The following is a 15,872-nucleotide window of genomic DNA, read 5'->3' as shown; positions in this document are numbered from 1 at the left end:
TCCCGACTGGAGAATTCCATCATGAAAACCGTTACTTCAACCGCAATCGGCGCGCTTCTGGCGGCCACCGCGCTAGGGCTCAGCGTGCCCGCGCCCGCGCAAGTGCCCGATGCCGCCTCGCCGGTTACCGGCACGATCGACGCCGCGATCCCGACGCCGCGCTCGGTCCTCGGCCACGATGTGGGTGAGGACTACTACCTTGCCAATTACGAGGATTCGGTGCGCTACTTCCAGGCCCTCGCCAAGGCCTCGGACCGCATCAAGCTGGTCACCCTGCCGGGCAAGACCACGCAGGGGCGCACCTTCGTCTATGCGGTGATCTCGAGCCCGGAAAACCTCGCCAACTTCGACGCCATCCGCAAGGCAGGCCACGACCTGGGCCATGTCGCCGGGCTCGACGATGCGGCGGCCAAGGCGCTTGCCGCCAAGATCCCGGCGATCGTCCACATCGACGGCGGCATGCACGCGAGCGAGGTCTCCGACCACCAGCTCCCGCTCGCGCTTGCCTACCACCTGCTCTCGGCCAAGAACGATCCCGAGGTCGACGCGATCCTCAGGAACGTAGTGCTGGTGCTGTGGCCCACGCTCAACCCCGACGGGCAGGACATGGTCGTCGACTGGTACCGCAAGCAGCGCGGCACGCCGTGGGAAACCAGCAAGACCCCCTGGCTCTATCAGGAGTACGTCGGGCACGACAACAACCGCGACGGCTACATGCTCAACATGCAGGAAAGCCAGGTCGTCAACGCCGCCGAGCAGACCTATTCGCCGGTGATCTGGTATTCGCAGCACCAGTCCGCGCCCTTCCCCGCGCGCATCTGGGTGCCGCCTTTCGCCGACCCGATCTCCTCGAACATCAGCCCCTACATGCGCATCTGGACGAACGCGGTGGGCACCAACATCATGGCCCGCATGGAGACCGAGGGGAAGCCCGGCGCGATCGCCGAGGCGCGCTTCGACAACTGGTACGCAGGCTTCCTCGATTACATCCACGTGTTCCGCAACACGATCTCGTTCTTCACCGAGACCGCGCACGACAGCGCCACCCCCAAGACCTACAAGGTTTCGGACTTCCCCAAGCCGTACCAGGACCTGAAAGCCCTGGTGCAGTACCCGCACCCCTGGCGCGGCGGCGAATGGCATCTCAAGGATTCGGTCGACTACATGCTGACCGCCTCGATGTCGGTGCTCGAAACCGCGAGCAAGTACCGCACCACGCTCAACTACAACCGCTACCAGGCCGGGCGTGACATGATCGCGCAGGCCGCGAGCGAGGGTCCGGGCGCCTATGTCATCCCCGCCGGACAGCCCGACATGCCCGAGGCCGCCTCGCTGGCCGACCTGATGATCCGCCAGGGCCTGACCGTGCTCCAGACAAAGGCCGAGACCACGCTGGGCGGCAAGAGCTACCCGGCGGGCAGCTGGGTCGTGCCGATGGACCAGCCGTTTGCCGGTTTCGCGCGCGAGATGTTCGAGAAGCAGACCTATCCCGACGCCATTCTCGATGGCACCGGAAAGCCGGTCGACCTGCCCTACGACGTCACCGGCTGGACGCTGCCGATGCAGATGAACGTCGCGGTCGAACGCGTCGCCAAGCCGCTCGACGCGGCGACGCGCGGCGAACTCGCCCCGATCACCAAGGCGAGCGCGCCCGCCGGAACGCTGAGCGGCACGGGCGCCACCTTCACCTTCAGCCGCAAGGTCAACAACGCCTACCGCGCGCTCAACGACGCGCTTGCCAAGGGCGCGAAGGCACACTGGGACGCGGACACGGTATCGCTTTCGGGGCTCCCCGAAACCGCGATGAAGGCGCTGGCCACGAAGTATGCGCTTGTCGTCACCGCCGCGGCCAAGGGCGATGGCGGCGCGCCCGTTACCGCGCCCAGGATCGCGCTCTACCGTCCCTGGGGCTCGAACATCGACGAGGGCTGGACCCGCTGGCTGCTCGAACAGTACGACTTTGGCGCGGGCAGCGTGCACAACGCGGACGTGCAGAAGGGCCTGTCGCAGTACCAGACCGTAATCCTGCCCGACATCGGCAACCCGCCGGGCGATTCCAAGGGCCAGACCACCCCGCTGCGCAACTTCACCTCGAAGTACAAGGGCCCGCTGGCAACGCTCATGGACGGCTTCAGCCCCAGCCAGATGCCCGCCCCCTACGCGGGCGGCATCGGCGAAAAGGGCGCGCAGAGCCTCAAGGACTTCGTGAAGAACGGCGGCACGCTGGTTGCGCTCAACGGTTCGGCCGATGCGGTGATCGACCTGTTCGACCTGCCGGTCACCAATGTCCTCAAGGACGTGGGCAGCGATACCTTCTTCTGCTCGGGCGCGCTGCTCAAGGTCAACGTGGCGCCGGGCACCGCGATCAGCGGCGGCATGCCTACCTCTCCTGCGGTGATGTTCGAGAAGGGGCCGGCCTTTGCCACCAAGCCGGGCTTCGAAGGCACCATCCTTGCCACCTGGCCCAAGGACGAGAACCCGCTGCTGAGCGGCGTGATCCTCCACCCCGAGGCGATCGAAGGCAAGATCGCCGCGCTCGAGGTCAACTACGGCAAGGGCAAGGTCGTGCTCTACGGCTTCCGCCCGCAGTGGCGCGGCCAGTCGCACGGCGCCTACAAGCTGTTCTTCAACGCGCTCTACCCGCACTGAGAACCGCACCGCAATGGCCTTGCAAAAAGGGGGGCGTCGGCATCGGCCGGCGTCCCCCTTCTTGTTTTCGCAATCGCGCCTTGAACCGCTAGGTGACGTGGACAAATTTCATGCCGCCCTGATCGCCGATTGGGATGGTTAGCTGCCGCGTCGGGCTCTCTTGCGATGGTCAGCTACCGTCCATGCGATCAGTCCAAATGGCGTGATGGCAAGCACAATGGCCAACGTCAGCGACGCGACATTTAGGCCTCCAAACCCCAAGCTGAGAAACGCAAGGAGCGCACAAATGGCCGCTGTGGGAATGAGAACTAGCAGCCGGATCGCGGTATTCATAAGATCCTCCCGACACTTTTCCCTCGCTCAGAGGTGGCAAGGTACGCCTGTCGGTGAACGTCCGCAACGGGAGCGAAACCGGCCGCTCCAATTTGTCCGCGCGCCCTAGGCCGCCTCGCCCGGTCCGGCCGAGCCGAAGCGGGCGACCAGATCGTAAGCCTCGCCCAGAAACACCTGGCGCACGTAAGTAATCCGCTCCGATCCGCGCCAGGTGCTGCGCTCGACGCACAGGCACGGCGTGCCCGGCTCGACCAGTAGATGCGCCGCCTCGCCCGCGCTTGCCCCCACCGCGCTGATGCGGTTTTCCGCTTCGGTCCAGGGCACGTGCTGCAGAAGCCAGGTACCCGGCGGGTCCTGCGCAAAATCGGCCCTGGCGAAATCGGGCACCGCGCGCGCGCTGACCAGGCGGTACTCGAAGGCGAAGGGCACCGCGTCGGCGCAGTGCAGACCATCGACCTGGACCAGCTCACCGCAGGCCGCGAGCATCGCCTCCTCGGCGCGTTCGGGCTCGGGCGCGCGCAGCGCGCGGTGCAGCTGGCGATAGGCATAGGCCTGCCCGCGCCCGCGCACTTCCTCGGCCAGATCGGGCACGTCGAGCACCATCGAATGGACCTTGGGACGCGCCACGAAAGTGCCGGCACGCTTGCGCCGGTCGATCAGCCCGGCCTGCGCCAAGGCGGAGAACGCCTTGTTCACGGTCATGCGCGAACAGTCGTAGGCGACCATGAGTTCCTGTTCGATCGGCAGGCGCTGGCCGGGCTCCAGCTCGCCGGACAGGATACGCGTTTCGAAGTCCGAACGAATGCGTTCGTGCAGCGGTGGCTTCACGCGAGAAGTCTTTGCAAAGTCGAGATGAAGCGCTCCCTGATCGCCGGGCGGTCCCGGTGGATTCCCTTGACTACCACCTTTTCCCCGTGGCGCCAGACGCAATCGAGTACCCCGCTTCCGCCCGCAAAGACAAACCCATCGATCAGCGCGTCACCCGCCCGCGCCGCCAGCGCGGGGTGGTCCGCGTCGAGCGTGAGGATGTCCGCGCTGTTGCCCAAGGCGATCCCGGCCGCCACGCCGCCCCGCGCAACGCCCAGCGCCTGCGCCCCGCCAGCCAGCGCCCCGCGCCACAAGGCCCCACCGCTCGATTCGCCCGCACCGCGCGCCCAGACATTGCGCGCCTGAGCGCCCAGCCGCTGGCCGTATTCGAGCAGGCGCAGCTCCTCGCTCGCATCGATGCGCACGTTGGAATCGCTGCCGATGCCAAAGCGTCCCCCCGCATCGAGGAAAGCGGGCGCGGGGAACAGGCCATCGCCCAGGTTCGCCTCGGTGATCGGGCACAGCCCTGCCACCGCCCCGCTCGCCGCCAGCGCGCGGGTCTCGGCGCCGGTCATGTGCGTGGCGTGGACGAGGCACCAGCGCGCGTCGACATTGGCGTTGGCGAGCAGCCACTCGACCGGCCGTGCTCCACTCCACGCAAGGCAATCGTCCACCTCGCGCCGCTGTTCGGCGCTATGGATGTGGATCGGCCCGGAACCGGCGAGGCCCTCCAGCGCGTGCAATTCTTCGGGCGTGACCGCGCGCAGCGAATGCGGCGCCAGGCCGAGCACCGCGTCGGGCAGGTCCGCCAGCGCGGCGCGGCTTTCTTCCAGCGTGCGCGCAAAGCCCTCGATGTCGTGCAGAAAGCGCCGCTGGCCCTCGCCCGGCGCCTGCCCTCCAAAACCCGAATGCGCGTAGAACACCGGCAGCAGCGTCAGCCCGATCCCGCTCGCGCGCGCGGCCTCGGCAAGCGCACCGGCCATCTGCGCCCGGTTGGCGTAAGGCGTGCCGTCGGGCGCGTGGTGCAGGTAATGAAATTCGCCGAGCCGCGTGAACCCGGTCTCGAGCATCTCGACCATAGCCATCGCGGCGATCGCGCGCACGTCCTCAGGGGTCATCGTACGCACGAAACGGTACATGATCTCGCGCCAGGTCCAGAAGCTGTCGGCCGTGTCCCCGCGCCATTCGGCCAGCCCTGCCATCCCGCGCTGGAAGGCGTGGCTGTGCAGGTTGGGCATGCCCGGCAGCGCGATCGCGTGGCGCTCGTCGCGGTCCTGCGCGCGGGCCTCCACCGCGACCGAGGCAATCTTTCCATCCACGATGCCCACGCGCACATCGCGCGCCCAGCCGCCGGGAAGCAGCGCGGAATCGAAGAACAGGCCGGTTTCGGCGCGGGCGGGAACGTCGGGCATCGGATAGCTCCTCTCGGCTGCATTTTATGTCTATACATTAAAAGCGATCGGTGCAATCTTTTGTCTGCACCCGACGAACCCCCGCCGCCACAGGATTCGACCATGCACTGCGATACGCTCTGGACCAACGCACGGCTGGCCACGATGGCCGGACAGGAAGGTGGCCTTGGCCTCGTCGAGGACGGCCTGATCGCCGCCCGCGAAGGCTTGATCGTCTACGCAGGGCCTGCCGCCGACGCCCCGGCCTTCACCGCGACCACGCAGACCGATTGCGACGGGCGCTGGATCACGCCGGGCCTGATCGATTGCCACACGCACCTCGTCTTCGGCGGCAACCGCTCGGGTGAGTTCGAGATGCGGCTGGCGGGTGCCAGCTACGAGGACATCGCGCGTGCCGATGGCGGCATCGTCTCGACCATGAAGGCGACCCGCGCGGCGAGCGAGGACGAACTCGTCGCCGCAGCGCGGCCCCGGCTCGACGCGTTGATCGCCGAAGGGGTGACCACGATCGAGATCAAGTCGGGCTACGGGCTCGACCTTGAGAGCGAAGTGGCGCTGCTGCGCGCCGCCCGCCGCCTTGGTGCGGCGCGCGGCGTGCGCGTCACCACCACGTTCCTGGGCGCGCACGCGCTCCCGCCCGAATACACAGGGGACGCCGATGGCTATATCGATCTGGTGTGCGACCAGATGCTCCCGCGTGTTGCCGAGGAAGGGCTGGCCGACGCGGTCGATGCGTTCTGCGAAGGGATCGGATTCTCACTCGAACAGACCGCGCGCGTGTTCGAAGCCGCCGCACGCCACAGCCTGCCGGTCAAGCTCCATGCCGAGCAGCTTTCCAACCTCCACGGCGCCGCGCTCGCCGCGCGCCACGGCGCGCTCTCGGCCGATCACCTCGAACATCTCGACAAAGCGGGCATTGCCGCCATGGCGCAAAGCGGCACCGTCGCCACGCTGCTACCGGGCGCGTTCTACTTCTGCCGCGAAACCAAGCTTCCGCCGGTCGAGGCCTTGCGCGTCGCAGGCGTTCCCATTGCGCTGGCGACCGACTGCAACCCCGGCACCTCGCCGCTGACCTCGCTGCTGCTCACTCTGAACATGGGCGCGACGCTGTTTCGCCTGACCGTGCCCGAATGCCTCGCCGCCGTCACCCGCAACGCCGCGCGCGCGCTGGGCCTGGCGCACCGCGTCGGCACGCTGGCGCCGGGCAAGGCCTGCGATCTTGCCATCTGGGACATCGAGCGCCCGGCCGATCTTGTCTACCGCATGGGCTTCAACCCGCTCCATGCGCGCATCTGGAGTGGAAAATGAACCAAGTCCTGCTCACCCCCGGAGCGGTCTGCCTCGCCGACTGGCGCGCGATCTATCGCGGCGCCGCGCTCAGCCTTGATCCCGCCTGCAGCGCCAAGGTCGCGGCCAGCGCCGCCGCCATCGCGCGCATCCTGGCCAAGGGCGAACCCGTCTACGGGATCAACACCGGCTTTGGGAAACTGGCCAGCGTGCGGATCGAGGATGAGGACCTCGCCACGCTCCAGCGCAACATCGTGCTCAGCCACGCGGCGGGCACGGGCGAGCCCTCCCCCGTGCCCGTCATCCGCCTGATGATGGCGCTCAAGCTCGCCAGCCTCGCGCAGGGCGCGTCGGGCGTGCGACCCGAAACGCTCGGCTTGCTCGAAGCGATGCTGGCAAAGGGGCTGACCCCGGTGGTGCCCTGCCAGGGTTCGGTCGGCGCGAGCGGCGACCTGGCCCCCCTTTCGCACATGGCCGCAACGATGATCGGAGTGGGCGAGATTTTCGTCGGCGAAGCGCGCCTGCCCGCCGCCGAGGCGCTGGCACAAGCGGGCCTTGCCCCGCTCGAGCTTGGCCCCAAGGAAGGCCTCGCGTTGCTCAACGGCACCCAGTTTTCGACCGCGAACGCTCTCGCCGGGCTGTTCGAGGCCGAGCTGCTGTTCCGCTCCGCGCTCGTCACCGGCGCGCTTTCGACCGAGGCCGCCAAGGGTTCGGACACCCCCTTCGATCCGCGCATCCACGCGCTTCGCCGCCATCGCGGCCAGATCGAGGTGGCCGATGCCCTGCGCGCGCTCATGGCCGGTTCGGCGATCCGCGCCAGCCATGTCGAGAACGATGCGCGCGTGCAGGACCCCTATTGCCTGCGCTGCCAGCCCCAGGTCATGGGCGCCGCGCTCGACGTGCTGCGTCAGGCCGCGACCACGCTCGAGATCGAGGCCAACGGCGTCTCGGACAACCCGCTGATCTTCCCGGAAGCCGACGAGGCGCTTTCGGGCGGCAACTTCCACGCCGAGCCGGTCGCCTTCGCCGCCGACATGATCGCCATGGCGGTCTGCGAAATCGGCTCGATCGCCGAGCGGCGCCTCGCCATGCTGATCGACCCCGCGCTCTCGGGCCTGCCCGCGTTCCTCACCCCGCGCCCCGGCCTCAACTCAGGCTTCATGATCCCGCAGGTGACGGCGGCCGCGCTGGTTTCGGAGAACAAGCAGCGCGCCTATCCGGCCAGCGTGGACTCGATCCCCACCTCGGCCAATCAGGAAGACCATGTCTCGATGGCCGCCCACGGCGCGCGTCGCCTGATCGCAATGGCTGAGAACGCCACCGCCGTGCTGGGTATCGAACTGCTCGCCAGCGTGCAGGGCATGGAATTCCACAAGCCGCTCGCCTCCTCGGCCCCGCTCGAAGCGGCGCGCGATCTGCTGCGTGGGCAGGTCCCCGCGCTCGAGGACGATCGCCACTTCCACCCGGACATGGAAGCCGCCAACGCGCTGATCCGCAGCGGCGCGCTCGCCGCCATGGCCGACGGCCTGCTCCCCGGCGTGTCGTGACCGATTGGCTGGACATCCATCGCGGGGAGGCGCCGCTCGTCGTCGCCTTTCCGCACACCGGCACCGACCTTGCCGACGTGGAAGGCGCGTTCGTCTCGCCCTGGCTGGCCCGGCGCGATGCCGACTGGTGGGTGGACGACCTCTACGGCTTCGCCCGCGAACTTGGCGCCACGACGGTGCGCACGCGCGTCTCGCGCAGCGTGATCGACGTCAACCGCGATCCCTCGGGCGCCTCGCTCTATCCGGGGCAGGCCACCACCGAGCTGTGCCCGACCATGACTTTCGATGGCGCGCCGCTCTATAGTGGCGCGGTTCCCGACGCGGCCGAGATCGAACGGCGCCGCAGCCGCTGGTTCGATCCCTACCACGCCGCGCTGGACGCCGAACTCACCCGCCTGCGCGACGCCCATGGCACGGTCGTGCTCTACGACGCGCATTCGATCCGCAGCCATATCCCCCGCCTGTTCGAAGGGGAACTGCCCGTGTTCAACCTCGGCACCAACGCGGGCACGACCTGCGCCCCCGCGCTTGAAGCCGAAATCGCCGCGCTCTGCGCCGCCTCAGGCCTGCCGCATGTCGTCAACGGCCGTTTCAAGGGGGGCTGGACCACGCGCCACTACGGACGGCCCGCCGAGGGCTTCCACGCGGTGCAGATGGAAATCGCCATCCGCGCCTACCTGGACGAGCCCGAGGTGCCCGACGAGGCTAACTGGCCCACCCCCTTCACGCGCGAACGCGCCGCCGATCTGACCGTCCACCTGACCGCCATCCTGAAGGCCTGCCTCGCCTTCGCCCGACCTTGAGGAAAGCACCATGACCCGTCTCGACAACGCCCGCGTCATCACGCCCGCCACCGGCAGCGAGCTCACCGCCAAATCCTGGCTGACCGAAGCGCCCATGCGCATGCTGATGAACAACCTGCACCCCGACGTCGCGGAAAACCCGCAGGAACTCGTCGTCTACGGCGGGATCGGGCGCGCCGCGCGCGACTGGGAGAGCTACGACACGATCGTCGAGACCCTGAAGCGCCTGAACGAGGACGAGACGCTGCTCGTCCAGTCGGGCAAGCCGGTGGGCGTGTTCCGCACCCACGCCGATGCGCCGCGCGTGCTGATCGCCAATTCGAACCTCGTTCCCAACTGGGCCAACTGGGAGCATTTCAACGAGCTCGATAAGAAGGGCCTGGCGATGTACGGCCAGATGACCGCAGGCTCGTGGATTTACATCGGCGCGCAGGGGATCGTTCAGGGCACTTACGAAACGTTCGTCGAAATGGGCCGCCAGCACCATGGCGGCGATCTTTCGGGCAAGTGGCTGCTGACCGCCGGGCTTGGCGGCATGGGCGGCGCGCAGCCGCTCGCCGCGGTCATGGCCGGCGCCTCGTGCCTCGCCATCGAATGCCAGCCCTCGCGCATCGAGTTTCGCCTGCGCACCGGCTACCTCGACCGTTCGGCAACCACCATCGAAGAAGCCATGGCGATCCTTGAAGAAGCCAAGGCGAGCGGCAAGCCGGTCTCGGTCGGCCTGCTCGGCAACGCCGCCGAAGTGCTTCCCGAACTCTACAAGCGCGGCATCCGCCCTGACCTCCTGACCGACCAGACCTCGGCGCACGATCCCTTCAACGGCTATCTCCCCGCCGGGTGGAGCGTGGCGGAATGGATGGAAAAGCGCCAGAGCGATCCCGCCGCCGTCGCCAGGGCCGCGCGCGCCTCGATGGCGACCCACGTCAAGGCCATGCTCGCCTTCCAGGCCGACGGCGTGCCGACCACCGACTATGGCAACAACATTCGCCAGATGGCCTTCGAGGAAGGGGTCGAAAACGCCTTTGCCTTCCCCGGCTTCGTCCCGGCCTACATCCGCCCGCTGTTCTGCCGCGGCGTCGGCCCGTTCCGCTGGGCCGCGCTTTCGGGCGATCCCGAAGACATCTACAAGACCGACGCCAAGGTGAAGGAGCTGCTGCCCAACGACACGCACCTGCACAACTGGCTCGACATGGCGCGCGAGAAGATCCAGTTCCAGGGCCTGCCCGCGCGTATCTGCTGGGTTGGTCTGGGCGACCGCCACCGCCTTGGCATGGCCTTCAACGAAATGGTTGCGAGCGGCGAGCTGAAGGCGCCGGTCGTCATCGGGCGCGACCACCTCGATTCGGGCTCGGTCGCCTCGCCCAACCGCGAGACCGAGGCGATGCAGGACGGCTCGGACGCAGTTTCCGACTGGCCGCTGCTCAACGCGCTCCTCAACACCGCGAGCGGGGCCACCTGGGTTTCGCTCCACCACGGCGGGGGCGTGGGCATGGGCTTCTCGCAGCACGCCGGGATGGTGATCGTCGCCGACGGCACCGAGGCCGCCGCCCGGCGCCTCGAACGCGTGCTGTGGAACGATCCGGCGACCGGAGTCATGCGCCACGCCGATGCGGGCTATGCCATCGCGCTCGACTGCGCGCGCGAAAAGGGGCTCGACCTGCCCGGCATCACCGGGTGAATGCGCTGCGTATCATCCGGGCATCCCGATGCCCGGATCTGCCCTGGAAGAACGGCGGAGGGACCACGCGCGAAATCGCGGTGTTCCCGCCCGGCGCTGGCATGGAAGACTTCCTCTGGCGCCTGAGCATGGCCAACGTCGAGCGGCCCGGCCCCTTCTCGCACTTTGACGGCGTCGACCGGGTGCTGGCCGTGCTTGAAGGCACGCTGCACCTGACCGGCCCTGCGCTCGACGCCGCGCTCGATCCGGGCAGCGATCCGCTGGCCTTCGCGGCCGACCAACCTGTCGATGGCGCGCCGATCGGCGGCCCGGTTCGTGATCTCAACGCCATGGTTCGCCGCTCGGCCTTCACCGTCCGCATGGTGCGGCTGCAAGCCGGGGAGCGGGCCGAGTGTCCTGACGCAGTGAACTACTTCCTAGCCCTCGAAGCCCAGCAGCTGGCAGGAGAAGCCCTTGCCGCGTTCGACTGCGCCCAAGTGTCCGGTGCGCTGACCTGCGAAGGCGCCGCCTTGCTGGTATCCTTCGTGGCCATCCGCGCCTGACAGGCTGCCTCAGCGGCGTGCGGGCGCGATCCGCACGGTGCCATCGCCCGCGCGCTCGACATCGACGTCGAAGCCCGCCTGAAGCGCGGCGAGGAACTGGTCGGCCTCACCAAGGCCAAAGCGCCCGCCCATGCGCGTCGCGGCGAGCGCGGGGTCCTCGACGAGGATCGGGTGAGCGCGATAACGGCTGAACGCGGCGGCCGCCTCGCCCAGCGTCATGCCATCGAGGATAAGCATCCGGTTCTGCCAGGCGGTGCGCTGTTCTAGCGCGGCAGGATCGAGCCGGCGCGTGGCCAGCGCATCGCCGCGCACCGTCGCCGCGTTTCCGGCCGCCACGCGCACCTGCTGCCCGGCCCTGTCGCGCACCGAAACCACGCCCTCGCTCACCGTGACCTCGACCCGGCCCGCATCGCTCAGCGCGCGCGTATCGATGGTGAAGCGCGTACCGATGGCGCGCGTCACGCTGCCCCCTGCCGTCACCTCGAAGGGCCGCGCGGCATCGTGCGCAACGTCGAACGATGCCGCCCCCTGCTCCAGCCGCAGATCGCGCCGGTGCGGGGAAAGGGAGACGACAACCCGCGAATCGGTATCGAGATGAAGCACCGAACCATCGGCAAGGCGCACCTCGCGCACTTCGCCGCGTTCGGTGGTGAAGACCTGCCCTTCGTCCAGAACCAGCCGGGAGAGCGGCCAGAGCCCGGCCAGCGCGGCCGCCGCGACGCCCGAAAGCATCAGGCGCCGGCGCGAAAGCCGCCAGCCGGAGCGCGCCTCGTCGGTTTCGGGCTGCGCCGATACGGCATCGTGCGCCGCGTCCTCACCGCGCAGAACCTTCGGCAAGTCGGGACCAAGCGCCTTGAGACGCTCACAATCCTTCCACGCCGCCTCGGCGCGGGCGAAGGCGATGGCGTGGCGGGGGCTTTGCGCCACCCAGGCCATGATCGCGCGGGCTTCGGCGGGATCGGCGTCAGGAAGGCGGACCGCCAGGCGCGCGGCCTGCGTTTCGAGCTCCTCGCCCGAGGCCGTTGGCACAGGATGTGTCGGCTTCTGTCCGCTCAAAGACGGTTTCCTCGCGTTGCCATCGTGCCCGCATAATCAGCTGCACCGCTTTGGCCAGATGTTTCTCTACCGTAGAAACGGACAGCGCCAGCTCATCCGCTATCTCGCGCATGGATTTTTCCTGGACCCGGCGCAAGTGAAACACGCGGCGGCACTGCGCCGGAAGCTTGGGCAGGAAGTCCTGCAGCCAGCGCAATTCGTCGCGCGCGTGAAGCTGCGCTTCGGTGCAGGTTCGCGCCTGCAACAATTCCAGATCGGCGATCTGCTCGAACGAGACGATCTTGTCGCGCCGCGCCTCGTCGATGATGAGATTGCGCGCGATGTTGAACAGATAGGCGCGGCCCTGATCGATCCGCGTGAAATCCTCCGCCTGCCAGGCACGGGCAAGCACTTCGGAAACGGTGTCGTCCAAATCCTGCGAAAAGCGCAGAATTCGGCCCAGCCGCGTGCGCAACGCGGGCTGGTGCGGCAGGATCACCGCTTCGAACCAATCCAGTCTGGCGCGAATATCGTCCAACAAGGCCCCCCAACTGCGTGACAGGACCCTCCCCCATGAAATGCCCGGCGGCTTGACGCGGCTTGCCCCCGCGCGTGCCATTTTTATGACGGTATTGCATCACGCCATGGCTCGCCTGTCCAGCGAAAATAGGACACAGTGCCCGTCATGGTCGCCGGGATCGCTGCACTGCGAAATTTTTATGACGGACCATGGCGGGTTTTGCTTCGTGCCTCGTTTGAGGGGGGTAAGGGAGCATGGCTCACCAGGAGGAACAACCGCGTGCGGACGGGTCTTCATCTGTTCGCGGGGGCCCTTCTCGTGGCTGTCCCGGCCTGCCCCGCGCAGGCCGATGCGCCTGACGACGCGCCCGCCGCGCACGTGTACGATTTCCGGATCGAGGCCCAGTCGATGCAGGCAGCGCTCAACCGCTTTTCCGAGCAATCCGGCGTGCGGATCCTGTTCGCCTACGATGCCGCCAAGGGCCTGCGCTCGCGCCGGCTGCGCGGGCGCAAGACACCGCGCGCCGCGCTCGAAACGCTGATCGCGGGCACCGGCCTGCGCCTTGTCTCGCTGCGCGGCAACGTGGCGGTGCTGCGCCTCGACACGCCAGACACCAGCGGCACGAACGGGGATGGCGCCAACGACAACGCGAACGCGGCTCTGGCCGATGCGCACACTCCGCTGAGCGTCGCCATGCCGCCGCCCGAGCCCATCCTCGTCACCGGGAGGCGCCTGTCGAGCCCGGCCACAGCGATCGGCGAAGGCCATGTCAGCCAGACCAGCGCGGTCACCCGCCGCGCGCTGCTGTCCGCCCCGCCGGGGATCTCCGGGCTCAAGATGCTCGAGTATCTGCCCGGCTTCAACGTCCAGACCGACGGCGCGCTCGGGCTCTACGAATTCGGCAATTCGGTGCAGACGCGCGCCTTCAACCTCGACCAGATCGGCTTCGTGGTCGACGGCATCCCGCTCGGACGCTCGGACGCTTTTGGCGGCAGCCCTGTGTTCCGCTACGTCGACAACGAGAACCTGGCGCAAGTCGAAGCCTCCACCGGCGCGGGCGATCTTGCCAACCCCAGCTATGCCTCGCTCGGCCCGATGGTCGTCTACAGCTCGATCGTGCCCGATGCGACGCCGGGGCTGATGATGGCGCAGTCGTTCGGGTCTGACGAGCTGGCGCGCACCTTCCTGCGCGTGGAGAGCGGACGGGTCGGACCGTTTCGCGCCTATCTCAGCCGCACCCGGCTCAATTCGGACCTGTGGCGCGGGGCGGGCAGCGTCGATCGCGAACACTGGGAGGGCCAGCTGCGCACCGATCTCGGCGGGGGCAGCTGGGCGCGGTTCAAATTCGTCTCGAACCGCTTCTTCGACTACGATTCCCCCTCGCTCACCCGCGCCCAGTACGAGAGCGACGAGGCGGACCTGGGCGGCAAGACGGGCCGCGCGCGCGGCTATATCGGCTTTGTCCCGGTGCTCGCGGAAAGCGTGGCCGGGGTGCCCTATTCGAACGCAGGCTATGCCTATTACTACGGCAACGCGATCAACGCGCGCGACGACCGGCTCTACGGCGCGACGCTGCACCTCGCGCGCCGCGAGGACGCGGCGAGCTTCCTTGAAACCACGCTCTACGCCGAGGACAAGAACGGCTACGGCGTCTCCCCCGATACTTATGCCAATTCGCTGGTCTACTATGACCAGCAGGCCGCCGCCGGGCTCGCCGTCACCGCGCCGCGCGGGTTGCAGTACGGCTATTCGGGGGTCTGGGGGCGGCGGCGCGGCGCAGTGGTCAAGGCCGCGCTCGAACTTGGCGCGCACCGTCTCGACGCCGGAGCCTGGCACGAGAGCGACCGCTACGCCCGCCAGCAGTACCGCCTCAACCGCGCCGACGGCGCACCCGACGGCGCGGTGCTGGACGACGAGGTGGTCTATTACCGCCGCGACTACCACTCGCGCCGCACGGTCACCCAGTTCTGGCTGCGCGACCGCTGGACGCCCGGCGACGGGCCGCTGACGATCGAGGCCGGGTTCAAGGGCCTCCTCGCCGACTATGCCTTTTCGGGCTACCGCGACTACGCCGACTACGCGCTGGCGGACGGCACGCCCGGCTGGGGCCCGCAAAAGGCGCACGCCCACTACGCCGATGGCTTCCAGCCGAGCGCCGGCCTCGTCTGGCGCTTCGACGAGGAGCGCACCCAGCTCTTCGCCTCCTACGCGCAGACCATGGCCTTTCCCAAGGGCATGGACACCCTCGCCTCGACCGCGTTCCAGTCCTCGAGCGCGTTTGCCACGATGCCGCGCGCCGAACGCGCGCGCAACGCCGAGCTGGGCCTGCGCACCGTGCAGCCGCGCTTCTACGCGACGGGCGCGGTCTATCTCACCCGGTTCACCAACCTCATCGCGCCGATCTCGGCCGCGGCGCCCGGCGGTGACGGCACGCTCGAGACGCAGTACGCCAATGTCGGCGCGGTCAACGCGCGCGGGGTCGAGCTGACCGCCTCGGTCAAGCCCGCCGCGCTTCGCGACATCGCCTATTTCAACGCCAACCTCACCTTTTCCGACGCGCGCTTTGCCGATGACATGCCCGATGGGACAAAGATCGCGGGCAAGCGCCTGCCCGACAGCGCGCGCTGGATCGTGACCGGTTCGGCGACGCTCGAGCCCACGCCCTGGCTGCTGGGCAATATTTCGGCCAAGTACACCTCGCGCCGCTACGCCGACTATATCAACACCCAGTCGGTGCGCGGACAGCTGGTCGTCTCGGCCTATGTCGAGCTGGGCCGCGAGGAAGGGCTCGGCCCTTTGCGCACCGCACGCCTGCGTATCAACGTCGACAATCTGTTCGACACCGATGCCCTGTCCTTCATCTACCAGACCGTGAACGAGGAGGCGAGCTACCGCCCACTGTCCCCGCGCACGGTCCAGGTCACGCTGACCGGAGCGTTCTGACCATGCCCCGGCCCGCGCGCGCCACGCCCTTTCCCCTCTGGCCCCGCCCGCGCATCAGGAACGCGAGCGGCTGATTCCCAGCGCCGACCGGCGCATCGAGCCCGCACAGCCCGCGGCATCACGCGAACATCCCAGACCGCCCATTCCACCAGACCTAACCGGCAGGCCCCGCGCCTGCCCGGAACGCCGGAGGCTTGCCGGTTTCCTTCAAGCCACAACAGGGAGTACAACGATGTCCACTTCACGGCCCGTCGCGGCCCCCGCGCCCCGCCGCGCACGCCACCTCGTCCGCCGCCTGCGCGGCGCCTGCGCGAGC

11 protein-coding genes are annotated in these 15,872 nt (G+C 68.4%); 7 read left to right on the top strand and 4 right to left on the bottom strand.

What is annotated here, in order from left to right:
* Positions 1-21 precede the first annotated feature (21 nt).
* Positions 22-2,649 carry a M14 family metallopeptidase gene (locus MTR62_RS09930; RefSeq protein WP_244020066.1) on the top strand — a complete coding sequence of 876 codons (2,628 nt, stop codon included), beginning with the start codon at positions 22-24 and terminating at the stop codon, positions 2,647-2,649.
* Positions 2,650-3,087: 438 nt separating this feature from the next.
* Here the strand turns inward: MTR62_RS09930 and hutC are convergent, their stop codons facing one another.
* The gene (gene hutC, locus MTR62_RS09925) at positions 3,088-3,810 is read right to left on the bottom strand and encodes a histidine utilization repressor (RefSeq protein ID WP_244020064.1); all 723 of its coding nucleotides are present in this window, start codon (positions 3,808-3,810) and stop codon (positions 3,088-3,090) included.
* Positions 3,807-5,201 (bottom strand): formimidoylglutamate deiminase, encoded by a 1,395-nt coding sequence (locus tag MTR62_RS09920; RefSeq protein WP_244020055.1) that lies wholly within the window; start codon positions 5,199-5,201, stop codon positions 3,807-3,809. The genes hutC and MTR62_RS09920 overlap by 4 nt, the downstream gene beginning before the upstream one ends.
* 102 nt (positions 5,202-5,303) lie before the next feature.
* On the opposite strand from MTR62_RS09920, the gene hutI reads away from it, so the two are divergent.
* From hutI to MTR62_RS09895, 5 genes are read left to right on the top strand one after another with little or no spacing between them, the layout of a single operon-like run.
* A complete protein-coding gene (gene hutI / locus MTR62_RS09915; RefSeq protein WP_244020053.1) occupies positions 5,304-6,509 on the top strand; it encodes an imidazolonepropionase in 1,206 nt (401 codons plus the stop codon).
* Complete coding sequence (gene hutH, locus MTR62_RS09910) at positions 6,506-8,035, top strand: histidine ammonia-lyase (RefSeq protein ID WP_244020047.1); 1,530 nt, start codon at positions 6,506-6,508, stop codon at positions 8,033-8,035. The genes hutI and hutH overlap by 4 nt, the downstream gene beginning before the upstream one ends.
* A complete protein-coding gene (gene hutG, locus MTR62_RS09905; protein ID WP_244020037.1) occupies positions 8,032-8,838 on the top strand; it encodes an N-formylglutamate deformylase in 807 nt (268 codons plus the stop codon). The genes hutH and hutG overlap by 4 nt, the downstream gene beginning before the upstream one ends.
* A 10-nt stretch (positions 8,839-8,848) precedes the next feature.
* Positions 8,849-10,516, top strand: a complete 1,668-nt coding sequence (gene hutU, locus MTR62_RS09900) for a urocanate hydratase (protein ID WP_244020024.1) — start codon at positions 8,849-8,851, stop codon at positions 10,514-10,516.
* On the top strand, positions 10,513-11,058 hold the full coding sequence (locus MTR62_RS09895) for a HutD/Ves family protein (protein ID WP_244020022.1): 546 nt from the start codon (positions 10,513-10,515) through the stop codon (positions 11,056-11,058). The genes hutU and MTR62_RS09895 overlap by 4 nt, the downstream gene beginning before the upstream one ends.
* A 9-nt stretch (positions 11,059-11,067) precedes the next feature.
* Here the strand turns inward: MTR62_RS09895 and MTR62_RS09890 are convergent, their stop codons facing one another.
* Positions 11,068-12,087 carry a FecR family protein gene (locus MTR62_RS09890; protein WP_244020020.1) on the bottom strand — a complete coding sequence of 340 codons (1,020 nt, stop codon included), beginning with the start codon at positions 12,085-12,087 and terminating at the stop codon, positions 11,068-11,070.
* Complete coding sequence (locus tag MTR62_RS09885) at positions 12,023-12,631, bottom strand: RNA polymerase sigma factor (protein ID WP_244020018.1); 609 nt, start codon at positions 12,629-12,631, stop codon at positions 12,023-12,025. The genes MTR62_RS09890 and MTR62_RS09885 overlap by 65 nt, the downstream gene beginning before the upstream one ends.
* Positions 12,632-12,892: 261 nt before the next feature.
* On the opposite strand from MTR62_RS09885, the gene MTR62_RS09880 reads away from it, so the two are divergent.
* Positions 12,893-15,556, top strand: coding sequence for a TonB-dependent receptor (locus MTR62_RS09880; RefSeq protein ID WP_244020016.1), 2,664 nt, complete (start codon positions 12,893-12,895; stop codon positions 15,554-15,556).
* Positions 15,557-15,872 lie beyond the last annotated feature (316 nt).

This window comes from Novosphingobium organovorum, from assembly GCF_022832435.1.
GTDB classification, from domain to species: domain Bacteria; phylum Pseudomonadota; class Alphaproteobacteria; order Sphingomonadales; family Sphingomonadaceae; genus Novosphingobium; species Novosphingobium organovorum.
The sequence above is the reverse complement of the archived record's forward strand: the minus strand, read 5'-3'. Positions and strand labels throughout refer to the sequence as shown.